13 protein-coding genes are annotated in these 20587 nt (G+C 63.3%); 2 read left to right on the plus strand and 11 right to left on the minus strand.

Annotated elements, in window-relative coordinates:
- Positions 1 to 4: 4 nt before the first annotated feature.
- The 9 genes from P8T11_RS21075 to P8T11_RS21115 form a co-directional block, all read right to left on the minus strand.
- Positions 5 to 1426: a basic amino acid/polyamine antiporter gene (locus tag P8T11_RS21075; RefSeq protein WP_268080206.1), complete on the minus strand. Its 1422-nt coding sequence runs from the start codon at positions 1424 to 1426 to the stop codon at positions 5 to 7.
- Positions 1423 to 2514 carry an AI-2E family transporter gene (locus tag P8T11_RS21080; RefSeq protein ID WP_268080205.1) on the minus strand — a complete coding sequence of 364 codons (1092 nt, stop codon included), beginning with the start codon at positions 2512 to 2514 and terminating at the stop codon, positions 1423 to 1425. Before P8T11_RS21080 ends, P8T11_RS21075 begins: the two co-directional genes overlap by 4 nt.
- A complete protein-coding gene (locus P8T11_RS21085; RefSeq protein WP_268080204.1) occupies positions 2511 to 3974 on the minus strand; it encodes an alpha/beta hydrolase in 1464 nt (487 codons plus the stop codon). The genes P8T11_RS21080 and P8T11_RS21085 overlap by 4 nt, the downstream gene beginning before the upstream one ends.
- Positions 3971 to 5410, minus strand: coding sequence for an efflux transporter outer membrane subunit (locus P8T11_RS21090; protein ID WP_268080203.1), 1440 nt, complete (start codon positions 5408 to 5410; stop codon positions 3971 to 3973). Before P8T11_RS21090 ends, P8T11_RS21085 begins: the two co-directional genes overlap by 4 nt.
- Complete coding sequence (locus P8T11_RS21095) at positions 5407 to 8541, minus strand: multidrug efflux RND transporter permease subunit (RefSeq protein ID WP_268080201.1); 3135 nt, start codon at positions 8539 to 8541, stop codon at positions 5407 to 5409. The genes P8T11_RS21090 and P8T11_RS21095 overlap by 4 nt, the downstream gene beginning before the upstream one ends.
- Positions 8538 to 9695 carry an efflux RND transporter periplasmic adaptor subunit gene (locus P8T11_RS21100; RefSeq protein ID WP_268080199.1) on the minus strand — a complete coding sequence of 386 codons (1158 nt, stop codon included), beginning with the start codon at positions 9693 to 9695 and terminating at the stop codon, positions 8538 to 8540. The genes P8T11_RS21095 and P8T11_RS21100 overlap by 4 nt, the downstream gene beginning before the upstream one ends.
- A gap of 172 nt (positions 9696 to 9867) precedes the next feature.
- The gene (locus P8T11_RS21105) at positions 9868 to 11493 is read right to left on the minus strand and encodes a hypothetical protein (protein ID WP_268080198.1); all 1626 of its coding nucleotides are present in this window, start codon (positions 11491 to 11493) and stop codon (positions 9868 to 9870) included.
- Positions 11494 to 11552: 59 nt separating this feature from the next.
- Positions 11553 to 12875, minus strand: coding sequence for a tetratricopeptide repeat protein (locus tag P8T11_RS21110; protein WP_268080196.1), 1323 nt, complete (start codon positions 12873 to 12875; stop codon positions 11553 to 11555).
- Positions 12876 to 13006: 131 nt separating this feature from the next.
- Positions 13007 to 13177, minus strand: coding sequence for a hypothetical protein (locus P8T11_RS21115; protein WP_268080195.1), 171 nt, complete (start codon positions 13175 to 13177; stop codon positions 13007 to 13009).
- A gap of 177 nt (positions 13178 to 13354) precedes the next feature.
- Here P8T11_RS21115 and P8T11_RS21120 point away from each other — a divergent pair, with 177 nt between their 5' ends.
- On the plus strand, positions 13355 to 14764 hold the full coding sequence (locus P8T11_RS21120) for a PLP-dependent aminotransferase family protein (protein WP_268080194.1): 1410 nt from the start codon (positions 13355 to 13357) through the stop codon (positions 14762 to 14764).
- Between the two features lie 67 nt (positions 14765 to 14831).
- Here P8T11_RS21120 and P8T11_RS21125 read toward each other — a convergent pair whose 3' ends face one another.
- The gene (locus tag P8T11_RS21125; protein ID WP_268080193.1) at positions 14832 to 15740 is read right to left on the minus strand and encodes a response regulator; all 909 of its coding nucleotides are present in this window, start codon (positions 15738 to 15740) and stop codon (positions 14832 to 14834) included.
- Entirely contained in the window at positions 15709 to 19101 is a 3393-nt protein-coding gene (locus P8T11_RS21130) for a hybrid sensor histidine kinase/response regulator (protein ID WP_268080192.1), read from the minus strand. Before P8T11_RS21130 ends, P8T11_RS21125 begins: the two co-directional genes overlap by 32 nt.
- Before the next feature lie 196 nt (positions 19102 to 19297).
- On the opposite strand from P8T11_RS21130, the gene urtA reads away from it, so the two are divergent.
- Entirely contained in the window at positions 19298 to 20560 is a 1263-nt protein-coding gene (gene urtA / locus P8T11_RS21135) for an urea ABC transporter substrate-binding protein (protein ID WP_268080191.1), read from the plus strand.
- The last annotated feature ends 27 nt before the right edge of the window (positions 20561 to 20587 follow it).

The raw sequence follows: 20587 nt of genomic DNA on the forward strand, positions 1-20587 counted from the left end.
ACGGTTAAATAACGATCCAGCCGCGGACCAGGCCATCGATGGCCGCTCCACAACCGACCGCAGCGATCACGAAGACCACCAGTTCCACCTGCGTGAAGAGTCGTTGCCCCTGCTCCCGGCGGGCCCAGTAATAGAGGATGGTGCCGGGCGCATACAGCAAGGCGGCCAGCAGCACGTACTTCAGGCCGCCCGCGTAAATCATGAATGCGCTGTAGAACGCAGCAATGCCTGCCAGCACCAGATCGCGCGTGCGGGCACTGTCGCCCTCGTAGGTCTCGCCTCGACGCGCGAGCATGAAGCCGAACGCCGCCACCAGCAGATAGGGAATCAGCGACATCGCGCTGGTAAGGTTGAGCATCAGCGAGAAGGCGTCGGTGGACCAATAGGTGCTGATCACGAACAACTGGATGATGATGTTGGTCAGCCACAGCGCGGTTGCCGGAACGCCGTTCTTGTTTTCGCGAGCGAAGATCCGCGGCATGTCTTTGTTCTTTGACGCGGCGAACAACACCTCGGCGCAGATCAATGACCACGCCAGGTACGCGCCCAGCACCGAAATCAGCAGGCCCACACTCACGAACACAGCGCCCCATGGGCCAACCACGGAGGCAAGCACGCCGGCCATCGACGGCTGACGCAGGCCGGCGATTTCGGCCTGTGGCAGCGCGGCGTATGGCAGCAAGGTCACCAGCACCATCAGGCTCAGGGCGGTGACGAAGCCGATCAGCGTTGCCACGCCTACGTGCGAACGCTTTGTCGCGAAGCGCGAATACACGCTGGCGCCCTCAATGCCGAGAAACACGAACACGGTCACCAGCATGGTGCGCCGCACTTGTTCAAACAAGGTGGGGCCGCTGCTGTCACCCCAGAGGTTGGCGCGAAACAGGTCCAGTTTGAAAGCGATGGCAAGCATCACGATGAAGACCAGGATGGGAATGATCTTGGCTACCGTGACGACCGCGTTGATGATGGCGGCCTGCTGCACGCCGCGCAGGATCACGAAATGGAACGTCCAGATCCCTGCTGATGCCGCCAGGATCGCGATCACCGTGTTGCCGTCACCAAACACCGGAAAGAACGCACCGAGCGTGGATTTGATCAGCACCCAGTACGACACGTTGCCTATGCAACTGCCGATCCAATAACCGAAGGCGGAGAGGAACCCAAGGTAGTCGCCGAACCCCGCCTTGGCATACGCAAACACGCCGGCGTCCAGATCTGGCTTGCGCTCTGCCAGGGTCTGGAACACGCGGGCAAGCGTAAACATCCCAGCCCCCGCGATCAGCCACGCGATGACCGCGCCGATGATGCCCGTGGCGCCGCCAAAGGTGCGCGGCAGGGAAAAAATGCCCGCGCCGATCATCGACCCCACGACCATGCCGGTCAGGGCAAGCAAACCAAGCTTCTTTTCAGCACTGCTGTTCATGGTTCATCTCCGGTAGGCCGCAAGGCCGTTCGTGGGTGGGATGCAAGCGGCCGGATCCCTTGTCGGTCGGTGACGGGCGAGCCCGTTGACCGGCTTGCGGTCCAGCATGAGGTGGCTGCAATAAGCATGGGCACGCCGATGAACGTGCCCGGGATGCCCCAGACCAGCCCCCAGAAGAACACCGCCAGCATCACCAACAGCGGCGAAAGCGAGAAAGCGTTGCCGGCCAGGCGGGGCTCGAGATAGCAGCCGTAGCCGATCTGGATCACATTCAGAATCAGGAATACCGCCAGCGCGCCTTGCAGCGATTCAAACTGCACAAACGCGAAGAACGACGGAAAGAGCGTCGCCAGCAGGGGGCCGAGGAAAGGGATGTAGTTCAACAGGAACGCCAGCCCGCCCCATGCCGTGGCCAACTCCAGCCCCGCGTAGATCGCGAACAGCCAGACCGTCACGCCGGTGAGCACGCTGGCGATCGTTCGGATCAGCATGTAGCGGCGCAGCTTGCGCGCGATGCTGCCCGCCACGGCGATCCAGTGGTCGGCACGCGGCAGCAACTGGCGCAGGCGTGCCGGCGCGTCGTGCAGTTCGTACACGCCAAGCGTGATGAACAGGAACGACAGAAAAACCAGCCCCGCCATGCTGTTGAGCCGCGACAGCACTTCCTGGATTGCGCGAAGCAGCAGCGAGGCGTTGAAGTTGTCCAGGAACAGCGTCACCATGATTGCCAGCCGCGGATGCATGTCGGCCGTTTCCATGCTGAACAGCCGTTGAAGCCGCGCCGCGTTGGAGATGATCCACTGGGCCACCAGGGTGAATCCCCACGCCGCCAGCGACAGAAACAGCAGTGCCGCGGCCAGCGTCAACACAAGCGTCAGGGTCGCGGCAAGCACCGCGCCCATCCGGGGCCGCAGCACAGCTTGCAAAGGCGCCACCAGCGCCAGGATGAAGATGGCGAACGCCAGTGGCACGAACACCGGGCTGGCCAGGTACAAAAGGCCTAGCGTGAGGAGCGCGGCGCTCCAGCGCGCCGCCGCGCTGGAAAGCGGCGGGGCAGTGAAACGCGCACGGGCTGCTGGTCTCGTCATCTGGGAATCACCTCGTCCACACGGTGGATCAGATACGCATAAAACGGGTTCGACGTCAGCCGCGCCAGGGAGTCCATGCCTCCGATCAGGGCGCCTACCTCGCCCCGAATCGACAGTGCGCCTAGGCTGATTCCATACTCTTCGATGTTGTCGGGGTGCTGCCCGTAGAGGGTGTCGTTGGTGGGAAACGGCAACGCCACGTGCGACAGTGAATAGATCTCTTGCGGATAGCGCATGCCGATCGGAAGCTCGGTCACGCGGGTCTCGCAGCGTTCGCTGATGCGCTCGACCATCTCGCTGGATTCGGTAGAGGCGTTGGTCACGATGGTGAGGCGATAGTTGCAAGGCTCGCCGGGCAGGCTCCGTGCCAGTGACCAGTCCACCCCGCGGCGGAACAAGGGGCCAAGCTTGGTGGCGCGGTTCAGGTCGAACAGCACCAGGTCGCTGCCGTTGGGTGGCAGACGGGCATACAGCGCATTGACGAGCGCGCGCGTGCTGACCGTGAAATCCAGGACCGAATGGAAGGTCAGTATCGGCGGCAAGGCTGTCAGCGTGCCCTGCCGCTGGCGCAGGGCGATGGTGTCCTGCAATACGTTCGTCAGTTCATACGACTGCCGCGCCGCGTTCACCGGGAAAGAGTTGTACTTGAACGGGTTGAATTCGGGCACGATGTTCAGCCACGCCGCCTTGGAGAAAGCAGGCAGGATCGCCGGCAGCCCCGCGAGACCGGCGAAGCGGGCGAACTGCGTGATGCCGATCATCGGCGAGATCAGGATCAGCCGGTCGGGACGCGCCAGCGACGGGTCGTCGATCGCTTCCATGGCGCTCATCAGCGCAAGCGCCCCGCCGTTCGAAAAGCCGACGATATGCAGGGGCAACGGCGCCGGCACCAGCCGCCGCCCTTCGCGCACGGCCAGGCGCGTGGCGGCCAGCCAATCTTCCCAGCCCGCGTCGGTTAACGCGGCAGGCACGGTTCCATGACCCGGCAAGCGGATTGCCACCACCGCATAACCTGCCTGGCGATAGTGCACCGCCAGGTGGCGCAGGCTGTAAGGCGAGTCGGTCAGCCCGTGCAGCAGCACCGCCACGCCGGCGGGCGTGCCCTCGGGCATCAGCACGTACGAGCGGTTCCAGTCATGGGCGAAATTCGCGGGATGCACGGCGGCGCCGCTGAAGTAACGGTTGCTCTCGACGCGATCCTGCCGCTCCAGCTGCTCGCTCACGTGTTCGCGGACCTGCTCGAATATCTTCTGCTCGCGAGCCAGATAATCTTGCCAGGTGCTGTGTGCGAGCGTTTCGCGGTCGAGCTCGTCGGGCACGTAGGTGTGCCACACGGCCAGGGGCGGGCTCTGCTGGATGTCGTACAGCCGCAGGCCGATCACGGTCACGACGCACACAAGCAGGACCAGCGCCAGGATGCGCAGCGCGCGGCGCAGACGCGGCCAACGGCGCCCGCTCATTGTCCGCTCCGCGCGGCTTGCGTTACGACGGGGTCGTCGAGCCCCCCGCCCAGCGCCACGTACAACGACACCCCATTCTGCAGGGCGGCCGCGCGCAACATCAACAATTGCAGTTCGGCGCTGAACAGATTGCGCAGCGCATCCATCACCTCCAGATAAATCGAGATTCCGTTTTCGTAGCGCAATTCAGCGGTCTCAGCCAGCCGGGTCTGGGCCTGGATCGCCGCTTCCTGCACGGCCAGTTGCTCGCGTAACTGCTGGCGCCTGACCAGCCCGGTTGCGACTTCGCTGAAGGCAGTCTGTACCGTCTTCTCGTACAGTGCGACGCGCTCCTCGCGCTGCGCGAGCGATAGATCGACCGCCGCGCGGCGCTGGCCGAAGTCGAACAGCGGCAAGGCAGCGCCGGCACCGAAGGTCCACACCTTGTTGGGCCCTTCGAAAAGTCCCGAAAGCTCGCCTGAGGCATAGCCGAACGAGGCGGTCAGGGCGATGCGGGGAAACAGCGCTGCCCGCGCGACGCCGATATTGGCGTCGGCGGCGGCCAGCGCGGCTTCTGCCTGGCGCACATCGGGCCGCAGCAAGAGCACATCGGATGGCAGACCCGGGCTCAGCGCCTCGAACTGACCGGCGTTGGCAATGGGATTGGCCGGCGTTGCGGTCAGGTCGGGCCGCGAGCCCACCAGCACCCAGAGCCGATTCCAGCTCTCGGCCGTGGTGCGGCGCAGTTCGGCCAACTGCCCCTCGGCTTGGGTCAGCAGAATGGCCGCCTGATCGAAATCGACGGAAGACGTCACCCCCGCGTCGAGCCGGTCGCGCGCCACCGACAGGGCATAGCGTCTTACCAGCACCGTGCGCAGCGCAAGCGCAATCCCTTCTTCGCCGGCGCGGGCGTCGTAATAGCTTGCCGCCACGTTCGCGATCAAGCTCAGGCGGAAGGCCCGCTGGCCTTCCACCGTGGCGAAGTAGTGCTGCAATGCGGCCGCGCTAAGGTTGCGCATTCTGCCCCAGAGGTCGAGCTCGAACGCGCTTACGCCGACCTGCGCGCCGAACTGGCTGAATTCGATGGTGCGCGTACTGCCTGCCAGCGCGGGATCCAGGCTCGAGAGCGGCGCCTGGTTGCGGCTGGCACTGAGCCCGGCATCAATGTGCGGTACCTGGTTGGCGCGCTCGATCCGATAAAAGGCGCGCGCCTGTTCGATACGCGCCGCCGCGGCCGCCAGATCACGGTTGTGGATCAGTGCCTCGCCGATCAGCATGCGCAACTGCATATCGCCGAAGAATTGCTGCCAGGCCACGTCTTGCGCGCTCGTGCCGACCGCGGTGTCGTCGTCCGAGAACCGGTCGGGCAGCGCAACGACGGGGGCCGGCTCACGCGGCGCGAAGTTGCAGGCGCTTAACAACAGGGCCATCGCCAGCAGCAGTGTCAGGCGCGTCATGGCGCCTCCTTGGGCGCCGCGCCAGCCGGGCTGCGGCGGCCGAGCCATTTGCGCGTTGCAACGTAGAACAAGGGCGTAAAGAAGACACCGAAGATCGTGGCAGTGAGCATGCTGCCCATCACGCTGGTGCCCACCGCTTGACGGCTGGCGGCGCCGGCGCCGGTGGCGAACACCAGCGGCAGCATGCCCAGCACGAAGGTGACGCTGGTCATGATGATGGGCCGCAGACGCTGGCGCGCCGCATCCAGCACGGCCTCGTCGCGTGGCCGCCCGGCCTGCTCCTCCTTGAGCGCGAACTCGACGATCAAGATGCCGTTTTTCGCCGCCAGGCCGATGATGGTGACCAGACCGATGTTGAAGTAGATATCGGCCGACATGCCGCGTGCCAGCGTGAACGCGGCCGCGCCCAGCACGCCGAAAGGCAGCACCAGCAACACCGAGATCGGCACCGACCAGCTCTCGTACAAGGCGGAAAGCAAGAGGAACACGACAACCAGCGACAGCGCGAGCAGCAGCGCCACCTGGTTGCCGGCTTGCCGTTCCTCGAACGCGGTGCCGGTCCATTCATAGGTCATGCCGGGTGGCAAGACAGCGTCGGCAATGGTCTCCATCGCAAGCAGCGCATTGCCGCTGGACTGGCCGGGCGCACCTTGGCCGGAAAGGGTGATGGCGGGAAATCCGTTGTAGCGTTCAAGCTGCTGCGGCCCGCTGATCCAGCGGCTGCGGGCAAAGGCCGACATCGGCACCAGCTCGCCGCGATCGTTGAGCAGCTGCATGTCCATCACGTCCTGCGGACTCATGCGCTGCGCCGCGTCGGCCTGCATGAACACGCGCAGCACGTTGCCGTCATGCAAAAAATCGTTCACATAATTCGCACCGAAGGCCAACGCAAGCGCCTGGTTGACCTGCCCCAGTTGCACGCCTAGCGCGCGGGCATGAATACGATCGACCTCAACATAGAGTTGCGGCGCGGGCGGCATGCCATCCAGCCGGATGCCGGCCAGCACCGGACTTTGCGCGGCCGCCGCCATCATGGCGCTGGCCGCCGCGCTCAGGCCCGCGCCGCCCTGGCCCGAGCGGTCCTGCACCTTGAGCGAAAACCCGGCGGCGTTACCCATCGAGGGAATCGGCGGTGGATTAAGCGCGAAGATCTGCGCCTGCGGGATCGTGAAGAAGGCGGCATTGCTGCGCGACACCAAGGCATCGACCGACCTTTCGCGGTCCGCCCAGGGGTATAGGTCGACGAAGGACAGCGCCGCCGTCTGGCCCTGGCCGAAGAAGCTGAACCCGACGACTGACGCCACATTACGCACTTCTGGCTGACGCCTCAGGTACGCCTCGGCTTGCGTCACCGCCGCCTCGGTGCGTTCCGCGGTCGCCCCGGGGGCCCCCGTGTACGACACGAAGAAGTAGCCTTGGTCTTCGCTTGGCAGATAGCCACCGGGAATGCGCGAGAACAGCAGGATGGTCAGCCCGCAGACCGCAAGAAACGCCAGCAGCCATCGCACGGGATACTTGAGCATGCGCGCCAGCGCCCGCGCATAGCTGGCCGTCAATCTGTCGAAGCCGTGGTTGAACCGGTCGAACACCCAGTATTTAGCGCGTGCCAGCCTTCCATGCGTGCGGGGCGGGGCAGGCCGGAACAAGGTCGCGCACAACGCGCCGCCAAGCGACAAGGCCAGCACGGTTGATATCACGATGGAAACGGCCAGCGTGATCGAAAACTGGCGGTATATGGCGCCGCTTGATCCGGGAAACATCGCCATCGGCACGAACACCGCCACCAGCACCAGCGTACTGGCCACCACGGGTCCCCAGACCTGCGCGACCGCCTTGCGCGTGGCGTCGCGCGCGTCGAGCTGGTCTTCGTTCATGATGCGCGACACGTTCTCCGACACCACGATCGCGTCATCGTTGAGGATGCCGATCGCCACCACCATCCCGAATAGCGACAGCAGGTTGATGGACGCCCCGAACAGGTAGAGCCCGGCGCAGGTGCCGATCAACGCCACCGGCACAATGACCGTCGGCACCAAGGTCGCACGCCAACTCTGTAGAAAGAGGAACACCATGACGGTCACGAGCAGCAAGGCCTCGACCATCGTGCCCATCACCGAGCGCACCGAGGTCACGATGAAGGGCGTCGTGTCGAAGGGGACGCTCCAGCTCACCCCCTGCGGAAACACCGATTCGAGCTCAGCCATGCGTTCGCGCACTTGCTGCGCCACGGCCAGGGCATTGGCATCGTTGGCAAGCTGGATCGCGATCCCGGCGGCGGGTTTGCCATTGACGCTGAGCCGGAAGCCATAGTTCTCGTTTCCAAGCTCCACGTGCGCCACATCGCCCACCGTGACGGTGGACCCGTCCGGGTTGACGCGCAGGATGATGCGACGGAATTCGGCGGGCGTGGAGAGCTGGCTTTGGGTAATGATGGGTGCGTTGAACTCCACGCCATCGGCCAGCGGCTGATCGCCCAGCGCGCCGCTGGCGGTCTGGGCATTCTGTTCCTGCACCGCGCGCATCACGTCGCCGCTACTCAGGCGGAAACTATCGAGCTTGCGCTGATCGACCCAGATGCGCATGGCGTACGACGACCCGAACAACTGCACGTCGCCCACACCCGGAATGCGGCGCAGTTCATCAAGAACATTATTCGAGACGAAGTTGCCCATCGCGACGGCGCTGACCCCGTCGGTATCGGATTGAAGCGCGATCAGCATCAGGAAGCCGCTGGACGCCTTGGTCACCGTGACGCCCAGTTGCCTTACCTCGGCCGGCAGTCGCGGCTCGACCCGGCTCAGGCGGTCTTGCACCTGGCCGCGCGCAATGTCGAGATCCGTGCCGGGAAGCAGGGTCACGGTGATCTGCGCCGTGCCGTTGGCCCGGCTGACCGAAGCCAGGTAGAGCAAGTCGTCGACCCCATTCATCTCCGACTCGATCACCGACGTAACGGTGCGATCAATGGTCGTGGTGTCCGCGCCGTGATAGGTCGCATTGACGGTGATCGACGGCGGCGCGATGTTGGGATATTGCTCCACCGGTAGCAGCCAAAGCGCAATGCCGCCGAACAGCAGGACGAACAGCGCCACCACCCAGGCGAAAATCGGCCGATCGACGAAGAACGCATTCATCGGGCGCCTCCGGTATCGGCCGGGGCCGCCTGCTGCACACGCTGCCCGGGCGCAACCTTGTGCCAGCCTTCCACGATGATGCGATCCCCGGCATGCAGCCCTTCGCGCACCTCCCAACGGCCGTTGAGCTGCGCGCCGACCGTGACGCGGCGCAGCTGTGCAACGTCGTCGGCGCCCACCACGAACAACGAAGCGCTCTCGGCATTGAGCTGCACGGCGCCCAGCGGCACCCAGATGGTGTTGCCGCGCGCGCCTACCCGCACCCGCCCGGTCACGAACTGGCCGGGCAGCAGCACGCGTCCGGCGTTCTCGAAGCGCGCGCGGACGGTTTGCGCACCGGTGCTGGCGTCCACCGTCAGATCGGTGAAGTCGACCCGGCCTACTTCGTCATAGGGCCTGCCGTTGGCGAGTGTCAGGTGCACCGGGAAGCGGTCGCCGTCGTCGAGTTGCAGCGCCCCGTGCTGCAACTCGTCAACCAGGTCGAGGATCGCGGTGTTGGATTTGGGAAAGGTAGCGCTGATCGGTGAAAGCTGATTCACCTGCGCCAGCAGCGTGGCCGATGCGGCGCTCACCAGGGCTCCCTCGCTGACGAGCCCGCGACCGACCCGGCCCGCGATCGGCGCGCGCACAACACAACGCTCTAGCCGCAGCGTGGCAAGCGTGACGGCCGCCTGGGCATCGGTCACGCCGGCCTGAGCCTGGCCGAGCGCAGCCACGGCGGCCTCGAATTCCTGTGCACTCACGGCCTGGCGCTTCACCAATGGCCGGAAGCGATTCACCACCGATTGCGCATTCTGCTGCACGGCTTCGGCGCGCTGCAGCATGGCCCGCGCCTGCGCCAATTGCGCGCGATAGTCGCTGTCATCAATCTGGAATAGCGGCGCGCCTTCCTCCACGTCGCTGCCTTCGGTGTACAGCAGCTTCTGCACGATGCCATCCACGCGGGCACGCACCTCGGCGCTTCGGATCGGCACGATACGGCCGGGTAACTCGATGTCTACGCTCGCCGACTCGGCCTGCACGGTGGCAAGCGTAACGAATGCGGGTGGCGGCCCATCACCCACGTTCGTTTCGCGGTCGCCACACCCCATCAGTACGGCCAGCAGCAGCGGCGCGACACGGCGCACGGACCTAAGCTTGCCCTTCAGACGCATCACTTCCTACTCCCACTGGGCAGGTTGATCGACAGTGCTGAATAGCCGGCCCGTCGAGGCGCTGGCCTGGGTCTTACGTCAGAACGACCTCTTGCCGAACATGAACGGCACGTTGCCCGTGCCCTTCATGCCCGGTATGCAGGGGCATTCCGCAAGCATTGGGGGCGCCTTTTTATGTCGCCCGTTCAAAACCGATGTCGTCGCCAATAACCGTCGTGGGGCCGATCGGCAGGGGTTCCGGGTTGGCAATGTTGAGCTTCTTGAATGTGATCTTGTCCTTCCAGACTTTGCGCAGAAAGTCCTCGAACGCCATGATCGTCAACTGTTCGCCGGGGCAGCGTCGATAGCCGAAGCCAAATGGGGCAAAGCCCGCGTAATCGCAGACGGGTAGCGGCTTGCCGTCGGCCTCGCCAAAGACGGTGCCGAAGCCGCTGTTGCGCAACGACGCCTTGCGGCCGTCCTTTACCTCAAACGACGTCAAGTCGAACGGACACTTGGCAAAGCCTATCTGTTTGGCCTTGGCCTCGTCGATATCGGCGCTTGTCGGTACCGCCGCGTATCGTGATGGATCGAACTCGTCGGGGTTCGTCCAATGCACAGGGTCGAGGCTCGTCGAGGTATGTGGGCTGACGATATAGCCGTGGCGGTCGAACCGAGGGGTCTGCGTTTCGCCCAGTGCGGAAATGCTGCCGCCGTTCGGTGAAATCAGCCGGAAGAGCTCCATGACGTACGCTTCCAGCGGCGTATAAGGCGCACCCCGCGCATTGTCGGGCTCGCTTTCCATCGTTTGCTTGAAAGCGCTTCTGATCGTTGGGTCTCCGACGTCAGAGGCCAACCGGCGCATGATGTTGTAGATGGTGTTGCCCCACTGGCTGAAGGCAACGAAGTTGTGGAAGCATTCGAACACCACATCCTTGTGGTTGAAGTACGCGCTGTCTTCGCCGTTCTTCATCCAATACCAGGCGAAGGTTTTTTCGGGGGCCTTCGTCTTTCCGGATGCGATGTCGGCAAGTCTTTCGTCGATCCATGACTTCAGGAAGTCCAGGTGGGATCGAACGATCATGTAGTTTTCGTACACGATGCGCTGCGTGGGGTCGCGATAGGCCAGAACCGTATTGAAGCTCTCGCCGATCTGGCGAACGCGCTTGGGGATCTGGTCAGGCGACACGCCCAGGTGCAGGTCCCAATACAGGTCCCAGAATGAATCCAGGTATTTGCGCATCAACGGCCGCCCGGCATTGGCATCGGACAGGAAGCCGTCGAAGAATTTCATCACCTTCCCACCGTATTGTTCACGGTAGAGATCCGGCGTTACGGCCGACATGTAGATGCGCTTGCGGCGGTTGTCCGGGCCTCGCTTTTCCAGCCCCTGAAGGAATACCGTCACGCCATCCGCCGGGTCGGGCCGCCAGGTTTCGCTAAGCAGACCCCATAGATCATTGGGCAGCGCATTCTCTTTGGTCAGCGCAAGGTCAATCATGGGAAGAAACGACCGTTCACCCTCGAAAACGCTGACCAGAAAATGCGGGATGATCACGTTTTCCACGTAGGCGGGTTCGAAATCCTTCATGAACTGCGCACGTACGCGGGCGGCGGTGGCCGCCAGATCGCCGGGTGCCGGCGGCGCATTGAGCGGCGGGTCGTAATGCGCCAGAACCGGCTGTGCCGATAACGCTGCAATTGACGTGGCGCTGCCAGAGAGGAAAGTTCTACGTTTCATCGCAAATCTCCTTGATGGAGGCAGTCGCCATGCGGGTGTTGTTTCACCGTGCCGACCAGGTGCGAGCGTGGTCTTCATCTCCGTTGCCAGCCATACTCAAAAGTGAGTATGGCGCCGCCGCGAGGTTTGCCCTCCTTCTACAGCGCCGCTGCTCGCGAGGCCAGCTTGCGGTTGCCTTCGCTGGTGGGTTTCAAGGCCATGCGTTCCGCCGTCAGCGCCTTGGCCAGGCTGCGAGCGCCATCGCGCAAGGCGGCCTCCACCAGGGTCAGCGCCAGCACATCACGCTGGGCGTGGCTGCCGCCAAAGCGGTGCGCGATCAGGCGCACGTCCCGCAGCAGGTCGGCGCATCGCGCATAGTCCTGACGGGCGAAGGCCACCAGCGCGTGCGCCACGGGCAGGCCGACGGTGCGCGTCATCATGGCATTGGTGCCGCTGCCAAGCGCCGCGGCCTCCATGGCCGCGATCAATTGCTGCGCTGCCGCGTCATCGCCCGCGCCCAGGTAGGCCATCAAGGCATGCACATCATTGAACGCGTAATAGCCCGTGCCCCCGCGTTCCTGCCATACGTCGGCCAACTGCCGCCAGCGCGGCCCTGCGTCCACGCCGCGCAGCAGCAAGCGCCATAGCATGGCGGACGCATCGATCAGTTCCAGGACCTGCCCGGTGGACGATTCGCGCAGCCGCTTGTCGTACAGGGCCAGCACCTCTTCGATCTCGTCGCGGTCCAGGTGGAACAGCGCCAGATGCCACCAGTTGTGGATGGCCAGCATATTGTCGATGGACCAGTCTTCGCGGCGTCCGTCCAGCCATGCGATGCCTTCTTCCACCCGCCCCTGCATCTCCAGCACATGGGCCACCGCGTGCACGGCCCAGGGATCGCGCGGGTTCAACGCCAGCGCGCACCGGCCCTGGGCCTCGGCCTGGGTGTACAGGTTGGTTTCTTCCAGGCCGAAGGCATGCATGCCCAGCACGTAGCCATAGTGCGGCATCTGGCTGTTCCAGTTTGGAAGAATGCCTGCCACGCGGTCGCGCAGCATGGCTGAGCGCCCAAGCAGGAAGTCGCCGATATGGCCCACCTGCAAGGCCAGCGTGTCATGCGGATAGTCGATGAGAATGTCGGCGTAGCGCCGCAGGGCATTGGAGAAGTCGCCATTCAGCCAAGCGCGCGCGGCGGCGGTGTGGCGCCGTTCGCGGGTGTTGGCGATGTCGTGCAGGCCCTCGGCGGCCTCGACGCTTTCGCGCAGCAGCGGCTCCACGCACTGGTCGCTGGCCGTGATCATCATCCCGGCGCGCAGCACATGGCCCATGACGAATGCGGGGTTGTCGGCCAAGGCCTGGTCGATGATCCCTACCGGATCACCGTAATAGCCAAGAAACAGGGATTGCGCCTGTTCGTAGGCAGCCAGGGATGTTTGATCGTTCGTGGAAACGGGATTGCCCCGCTCATCGGTCTGCGCCATGGTGCTCTCCTCGGATGCCGCCCCGCGACGGGTTCCGACGATGTAAGCATGGATGCCGCGCTACGGCAAAGCACGACTGCTCTGGTGCGCTTGTACCGCTTGCGGGCGAGTGCTGGACCGCGAGGTCTGCACTAGAGGCCTTTCGTCTCCTTCTTTTTCTCTTTCTCCTTTTTTTCTCCATCGTAATGAGACTTGATGGCCAGAAACATGCCCGTGCCCAGCACGAGGAGCTTGAACGTACCGAAGACGACAGGGACCCAAAAATTCATCATTTCCTCAAGGCGCTGCTTCAGCAGCTTCATTTACCACTCGTGGGCCGGGCAAAGACACGCAAACGATTGCCGTGGGGGGGCCGGCGCTATACTCCCTACAAACAGCAAAATTCTACCGCTAAAATCCATACAATCACTTGAATTGTTAGTCTTGTATGTCTTTTATCCCACGCGGAAGTGCCAAAAAACCATACATGAAGATAAGACATGTCTCTTTCACGTCGCCTTAAAAAAGCAAACATGTCTTGGGTGCGGCCCCTTGCCGCCGGCTCCGGTGCGCGATACCAGCAAATCGCCACGCAAATCATCACAGCGGTGGAAGACGGCGTACTGCGGCCAGGCGACCGCCTGCCCCCGCAGCGCGAGCTCGCCCAGACATTAGGCGTTGATCTCACGACCGTCACTCGGGCGTACACGGAAGTTCGCCATAAAGGGATTCTGGAAGCTCAAGGGGCGGGCGGGACCTATGTGGCCTATTCCGGCTTGGAGGCAGGAGGGACGATTGATCTGGGGATGAATATCCCTCCTTTGCTCAACAGTGCCGAGTTTTCGCACATGCTCGCGCAAGCCAGTGGCACGACTCAGGTCACCGCAGGGTCGATGGATCTGATGAGCTATCACGTGGGCGCAGGCGCCAATCGGCATCGCGCAGCCGGCGCGAAATGGCTGCAGCCGATGATTGGCAACACGGACATCGAGCGAATTGTGGTGTGCCCGGGCGCTCAAACCGCTATCGCTGCACTGCTTCTGGCCAGGAGCCAAGCCGGCGATGCCATTGCTTGCGATGCGTTGACTTACCCAGGCTTCCTGGCCGCCGCCCGCTTGCTTCAGCGTTTGGCCGTAGGGGTGAAGTCAGATGAGTTCGGAATGGATCCCGCCGACCTCGAGCGAGTGTGCGCACAACATCGCCCCGCAATGCTGTACTTGAATCCGACGATTCAAAACCCGACTGCGCTGACGCTCTCCACCGAGCGACGCACAGCGCTGTTACGTGTGGCAGAGAAGTATGCGCTGCCAGTCATTGAAGATGACCCGTACTGGCTGTTGACCGAGCATCCGCCAAGCACGATGTTTTCATTGGCCGCCAACACGCCGTCCACGCCCGTCTACTACGTCTCGACGCTATCCAAATGCATAGCGCCAGGCCTTCGAACCGCCTACTTGGTCGTGCCTTCTGACGAGCCGTTAAGTCCCATTCTTGATGCGCTGCGTTCGTTGGCGCTGATGCCCATTCCCTGGATGACTGAAATGGCGTCGAACTGGATAGACTCGGGCGCTGCCGTTCAATGGCTGGCACTGGTCAAGAATGAGCTGCGGCATCGACAAACCATCGCGGCATCGATCCTTCCGGGAAATATTCAGGCCGACCCCACTGGGCTGCATCTCTGGCTTCAGTTGCCGCGTCATATCGACTTCTACCGCCTTACACAAACGGCGCTGGAACAAGGGGTGAGTGTCACGGACTCAGGCTCGTTTTCCACGGGGTCCTTCAGCCCCCTGGCGCTTCGCGTGTCATTGGGGGGCGCCATCGATCGAACTCGCCTGACGCACGGTCTGACCCGGTTGGCGGAGTTGCTCAAGGGCGATCTTGCCAAACGGGTTTCAAGCGTTGTCTGATTTGCCGAGACGTTCAGTCGTGCCCCTCGACGTCGAGTAGCCGAAAGATGCAGCGGCGCGGAGCGCTTTAAAAGGCCTCCCCCTGCCGCACTGCCAGCGCCGCCGCCGCCGCGCGCGTTTCCACGCCCAGTTTGATGTAGATGTGTTCCAGGTGCTTGTTCACCGTTCGTGGCGCCATGCCCAGAATGTCGGCGATATCCCGATTGGTTTTCCCCTTGGCCAGCCAGCGCAGCACATCGGCCTCACGCGGCGTCAGACCGTAGGCCGGAGCGAACGGCGCCGTCTCTTGCAGCAACAGCAAGGTCTCGCCGCTACGCCGTGATGCGGACAGACTCAAGGTCAAACGCCCTCGCGCACTGACAACACCCAAGGGCTCAGCGGCCGGCCCTGCCGCCAGATTGCCCGCCACCCAATCCGCCAAGGGGGCCGGCAGCTCCGCCGCATCTTCCGCGCAACCGAAATAGGCGGCCAACCATAGCCGCGCCTTGCCCGTCTTCCAGATCGGCAGCCCGCGCGCATCCAGCGCCACCACGGCTCGCGCCGCCGCATCGATCGCATCAAAGGCCGCCGACAGGCTGCGCGCGTTGCGCAAATGCGTACGCAGCCTGGCCACCACCACATCCGGGTCCAGCGGCTTGGTCACGTAATCCACACCGCCAACCCGAAACCCCTTCAACACATGCTCGGGTTCGGTCAGGCCCGTCATGAACACCACCGGCACATCTCCCGCTGCCGGATGCGCTTTCAAGCGCGCGCAGGTTTCGAACCCATCCATTCCCGGCATCACCGCATCAAGCAGCACGATATCCGGCACCACGAAATCCACCCGTTCTATGGCCGACTGGCCATCGGTAGCCACCAGCACCTGATAACCCGCTGCGTCCAATGCGGTGGAGAGCATTTTCAGATTGTCCGGCGCATCATCGACCAGCATGACGAGGTTTTTATCGGGCGTGGGCATGGTGACGCTGTACATGATGTTTAAGCACTTGATTGAATTCATGCAGTTGAAACTCGCCAGCCAGCGCTCGCAGATGCGCCGTCAATTCGCGCGCCTCGGCCCGGCGGCCCTGTATTTCTTCCAGCTTGGCCTGTATGCCCTTGATGTAACCCATGGCCCCCAGCTCCAGCAGTGCCTCGGCGTCCTCGCGCTCTAGCGCCACCCGATGCAGATCACCCGTCGGCAGCGCCGCTTCCACCGGCGCCACCAGCCAGTCCAGCTTCAGCAACCTGCCGAGTTGACTCAGCAAATCCTCAACCATCACTGGCTTGGCAATGAACGCGTTATGCCCGTGCTGCGCCGGGTCTTTCGGATCCAGACCCAGGACGTTGGCCGACAGCATCACGATGGGCACGGCCACGCCTTCATCACGCAGGCGCCGCAAGACTTCCCATCCCGTCATGACCGGCATGGACACGTCCATCAATATCAGGGCCGGCCGCAGCGTATGCACGCAGGCCAGGCACGCCGCGCCATGCGGTGCTTCGTGTACCTCAAAGCCCAGCGGCTCCAGCAGGTCGCGAACCAGGCGTCGCTGCGAAGGCTGGTCATCCACCGCCAGGATCCGCAGCCGCTCGCCGCGATAGCCCACCACCAGCCCCGACGGTCGGGCATCGCTGCGCGGCGAGCGCACCTCCGGCAAAAACAGCTTGAGCGTAAACACACTGCCGCGACCGACGGCGCTGCGCACCGTCAACTCGCCGCCCATGATGCCGGTCAGCATGCGGCAGATGGTCAGGCCCAGGCCCGTGCCGGAATCGGCCTGCTCGACCGCCGCCCAACTGCGCTCGAAGGGCAGAAAGATGCGTTCCAGATCCTCGGCCGGTATGCCTCGGCCGCTATCCTCCACTTCGAACAAGACCATATCCGCCGCCGACTTCACGCGCATCGACACCTGCCCTTCCGAAGTGAACTTCAGCGCATTGCTCAACAGGTTGATCAGGATCTGCCGCAGCCGCTTTTCGTCGATATGCACGATGGAGGGCAGTTCCGCCGCTTCATAGCAAAAGCGCAGCCCTTTGAGCGTGCTCTGCGGCCGGAACATCTGCACGATCTGCTCCAGAAACTCCGGTAGGCGCAGTTCGCTGTTCTCTAACCTCAGCCTGCCCGCCTCGATGCGCGCGATGTCCAGCAGGCCATCTATCAGGCCAATCAAATGCTTGCCGCTGCGATGAATCACATCAATGGCCTCGCGCCGCGCCGGTGGCAGGCTCGGGTCACGCTGCAGAATCTGCGCGTAACCCAGAATGCTGTTCAAGGGCGCGCGCAACTCATGGCTCATGCCGCCCATGAAGCGGCTCTTGGCCAGATTGGCACTTTCGGCCGCTTCCTTGGCCTGTTGCAACTGCGCGTCGGTCTGTTTGTGCGCCTCGATTTCACGCAGCAGCAGATGGGTCTGTCGATCCGATTCCTCTTGCGCCACGCGCCGGCTTTCATGGGCCAGCACCAGCCACCAGGCCAGCACGCCGCCGATCAGCAACAGGGCGGCATACAACTTCAAGAAGGTGGGCCGTAAACCGGAAGGGTCCAGGCCGGCCCGCATGTGACTGGCGTACTCCTGGTAGTAGATCAAGCCCAGGATGCCGCCCAGGAGCGACCCCATCCCCGCCACGATCAAGAGGTAGTGGCCCAGGCGGCTATGCAGCAGCGGTGTGACCCGCGCCGGCAACAGCCAGCCCAGGACCGCCTGCACCTGATCCTTCAAGCGTCCCTGCGGTTTGCAGCGATCCTGGCAGCGGGCATCCAGCGTGCAGCACAAGGAACAGATGGAACCGTTATAGGCCGGGCAATGCGCCATGTCCGGCTGTTCAAAACGGTTGGCGCAGATCACACAAACATGGTCCGAACCCGCGACATCGACCGGCGTGCGCGCCAGGTTGTAGCGACCGCGCGTGCGCCAGGCGATGACTGGGGCGCAGACAAACGCCGCCAGCAAGGCCACAAAGGGCGACAAGGCCTGCGCCAGCGCGCCCGCCGTGCCCGGAAACACGCCGGCAAAGGCCAGCAGGCCCAGCGTCATGGCGACCAGCATGCTGCCCACACCGACCGGGTTGATGTCATACAGATAGGCGCGGCGAAACTCGATCCGTTTCGGCGACAGACCCAGGGGCTTGTTGATCACCAGATCCGCCACCAGCGCCCCGATCCAGGCCAGCGCAACGTGCGAGAACACCGCCAGCACATGCTCCAACGCGCCAAACACGCCCATCTCCATCAGCACCACGGCGATCAGCACGTTGAACACCAGCCACACCACCCGGCCCGGATGGCTGTGCGTGATGCGGGCAAAGAAGTTGGACCAGGCCAGTGAGCCGGCATAGGCATTGGTCACATTGATCTTGACCTGCGAGATCACCACAAAGGCCGTGACCAGCGCCAGTGCCAGGCCGGGATCGCTGACCACATAGGTATAGGCCGCCAGATACATATGGGTGGGGTCGCCCGCTTTGTCGGCCGGCGCTCCCAGGGACAGGGCCAGCCAGGCCAGAAAGGCACCGCCCAGGATCTTGGCCGCGCCCGGCAGGATCCAGCCCGGACCCGCGCAGATCAGGGCAAGCCACCAGCGCCTGCGGTTGGCCGCCGTGCGTTCGGGTAGAAAGCGCAGAAAGTCGACCTGTTCGCCGATCTGCGTCACCAGCGAGGCGGCCACCGCTACCGCCGAGCCGAACATCAGCAGATTGAAACTGCCGCCCCGGCCGTCATGGCCCGGAAACCGCAGAAACTCCTGCAAGGTCCCCGGGTCACGGAAGGCGATGAAGGCATAGGGCAAGAGCAGCAGCACCAGCCATATCGGCTGCGTCCAAGACTGCAGCCGGCTGATGAAGGTAATGCCATAAGCCACCATGGGCAGGATGACCACCGCGCACAAGAGATAGCCGATAGACAGCGGCAAGCCGGTGGCCAGCTCGATGGCCAGCGCCATGATGGCTGCCTCAAGCGCGAAAAAGATAAAGGTGAACGAGGCGTAGATCAGCGAGGTAATGGTCGAGCCGATATAGCCAAACCCGGCCCCTCGCGTCAGCAGATCCATGTCCAGGCCATGGCGCGCCGCGTAATAGGCAATTGGCAAGCCGGTCAGAAAGGTGACCAGGGCCACGGCGATGATGGCCCAGAAGGCATTGATGAAGCCATAGTTCAGCGCCAGCGCACCGCCGATGGCTTCCAGCGCCAGGAAAGACACGGCGCCCAGGGCGGTATTGGCGACACGGAACTCCGACCATTTGCGAAACGACACGGGCGTGAAGCGCAACGCATAGTCTTCCAGCGTCTCGTTGGCGACCCAGGTGTTGTAGTCGCGGCGGATCTTGACGATGCGTTGAGGCGCGCTGGCAGACAAATCGGGCTCCGGGCGAGTAGGGGATACGTCATTGAACGTAGATGCCGTTGTAACGCCCGGGGGGTGGGCCTGCCTGTACGTCAATCAACGTATGTTGCACTGCGTCATAGGCTCCTAGTATGCCCTCACCCTCCGGGCCGCGGCATGTGTCGCGCATGCTCGGTTTCCCTGGTCGTGATCCATTGAGGAGTCATCGATGTCTGGCAAAACCCCTTTTGATAATGCCCCGGAACTGCCCTCGCGCCGGCGCCTGGCCCTCGCGTTTGCCTCCCTGCCGCTGTTGGGCATACCGGCTCTGTCGCGCGCGGCCGCCCCGGCCACTTCGGCCATCAACACCACCGGCCTGGCCATTACCGACACCGAAGTCACGGTAGGCCAGTTGCACTCGGCGACCGGCACCATGGCCATCAGCGAAACGGGTTCGATTCAATCCGAGCGCCTGGCCATCGAGCAGATCAATGCCATGGGCGGCATTCTGGGCCGCAAGATCAAGATCATCCAGGAAGACGGCGCCTCCGACTGGCCGACCTTCGCCGAAAAGGCCCGCAAACTGCTGGTCAGCGACAAGGTCGCCACCGTGTTCGGCTGCTGGACCTCGGCCTCGCGCAAGGCGGTCTTGCCGGTGTTCGAGAAAGAAAACGGCCTGCTGTACTACCCGACCTTTTATGAAGGCCTGGAGCAATCCAAGAACGTCTTCTATACCGGCCAGGAGGCCACGCAGCAGATTCTGTCCAGCCTGGACTGGCTGTCCCGCGAGAAGAAGGCGCGTTCTTTCTACCTGATCGGCTCTGACTACATCTGGCCGCGCACCTCGAACAAGATTGCCCGCAAGCATATCGAGAACGTGCTCAAGGGCGAAGTGGTCGGCGAGGAATACTACCCGCTGGGCCACACGCAATTTGGCTCGCTGATCAACAAGATCAAACTGAAAAAGCCCGATGTGGTCTTCGCCGTGGTGGTGGGCGGCAGCAATGTGTCTTTCTACAAACAGCTCAAGGCGGCGGGCGTCACCAGCGGCAAACAGAAGCTGTTGACCATCTCGGTGACCGAAGATGAATTGCTGGGCATCGGCGGTGAAAATGCCGAGGGTTTCTGGTCGTGCATGAAGTACTTCCAGAGCCTGGACAACGCCAACAACAAGAAATTCGTCGAAGCCTTCAAGGCCAGGTACGGCGCCACCGCCGTGATTGGTGACGTGACCCAGGCAGCCTATCTGGGCCCTTGGCTGTGGAAGATGGCGGTGGAAAAGGCCGGCAGCTTCGACGTCGACAAAGTGGTCGCCGCCTCGGCCGGCCTGGAATTCAAGGAAGCGCCCGAAGGCTACGTCAAGATCGACCCCAATCACCACCTGTGGAGCAAGACCCGCATCGGCCAGATTCGCAAGGACGGCCAGTTTGACGTGATCTTCGAAACCCCGGAGCTGATCAAGCCTGATCCCTTCCCCAAGGGTTATCAGTAATCACCTCGATCCGGGCGCCGCGCGCGG

Origin of the sequence: Achromobacter spanius (assembly GCF_029637605.1) — a bacterium.
Taxonomy (GTDB): Bacteria; Pseudomonadota; Gammaproteobacteria; order Burkholderiales; family Burkholderiaceae_B; genus Achromobacter; species Achromobacter spanius_E.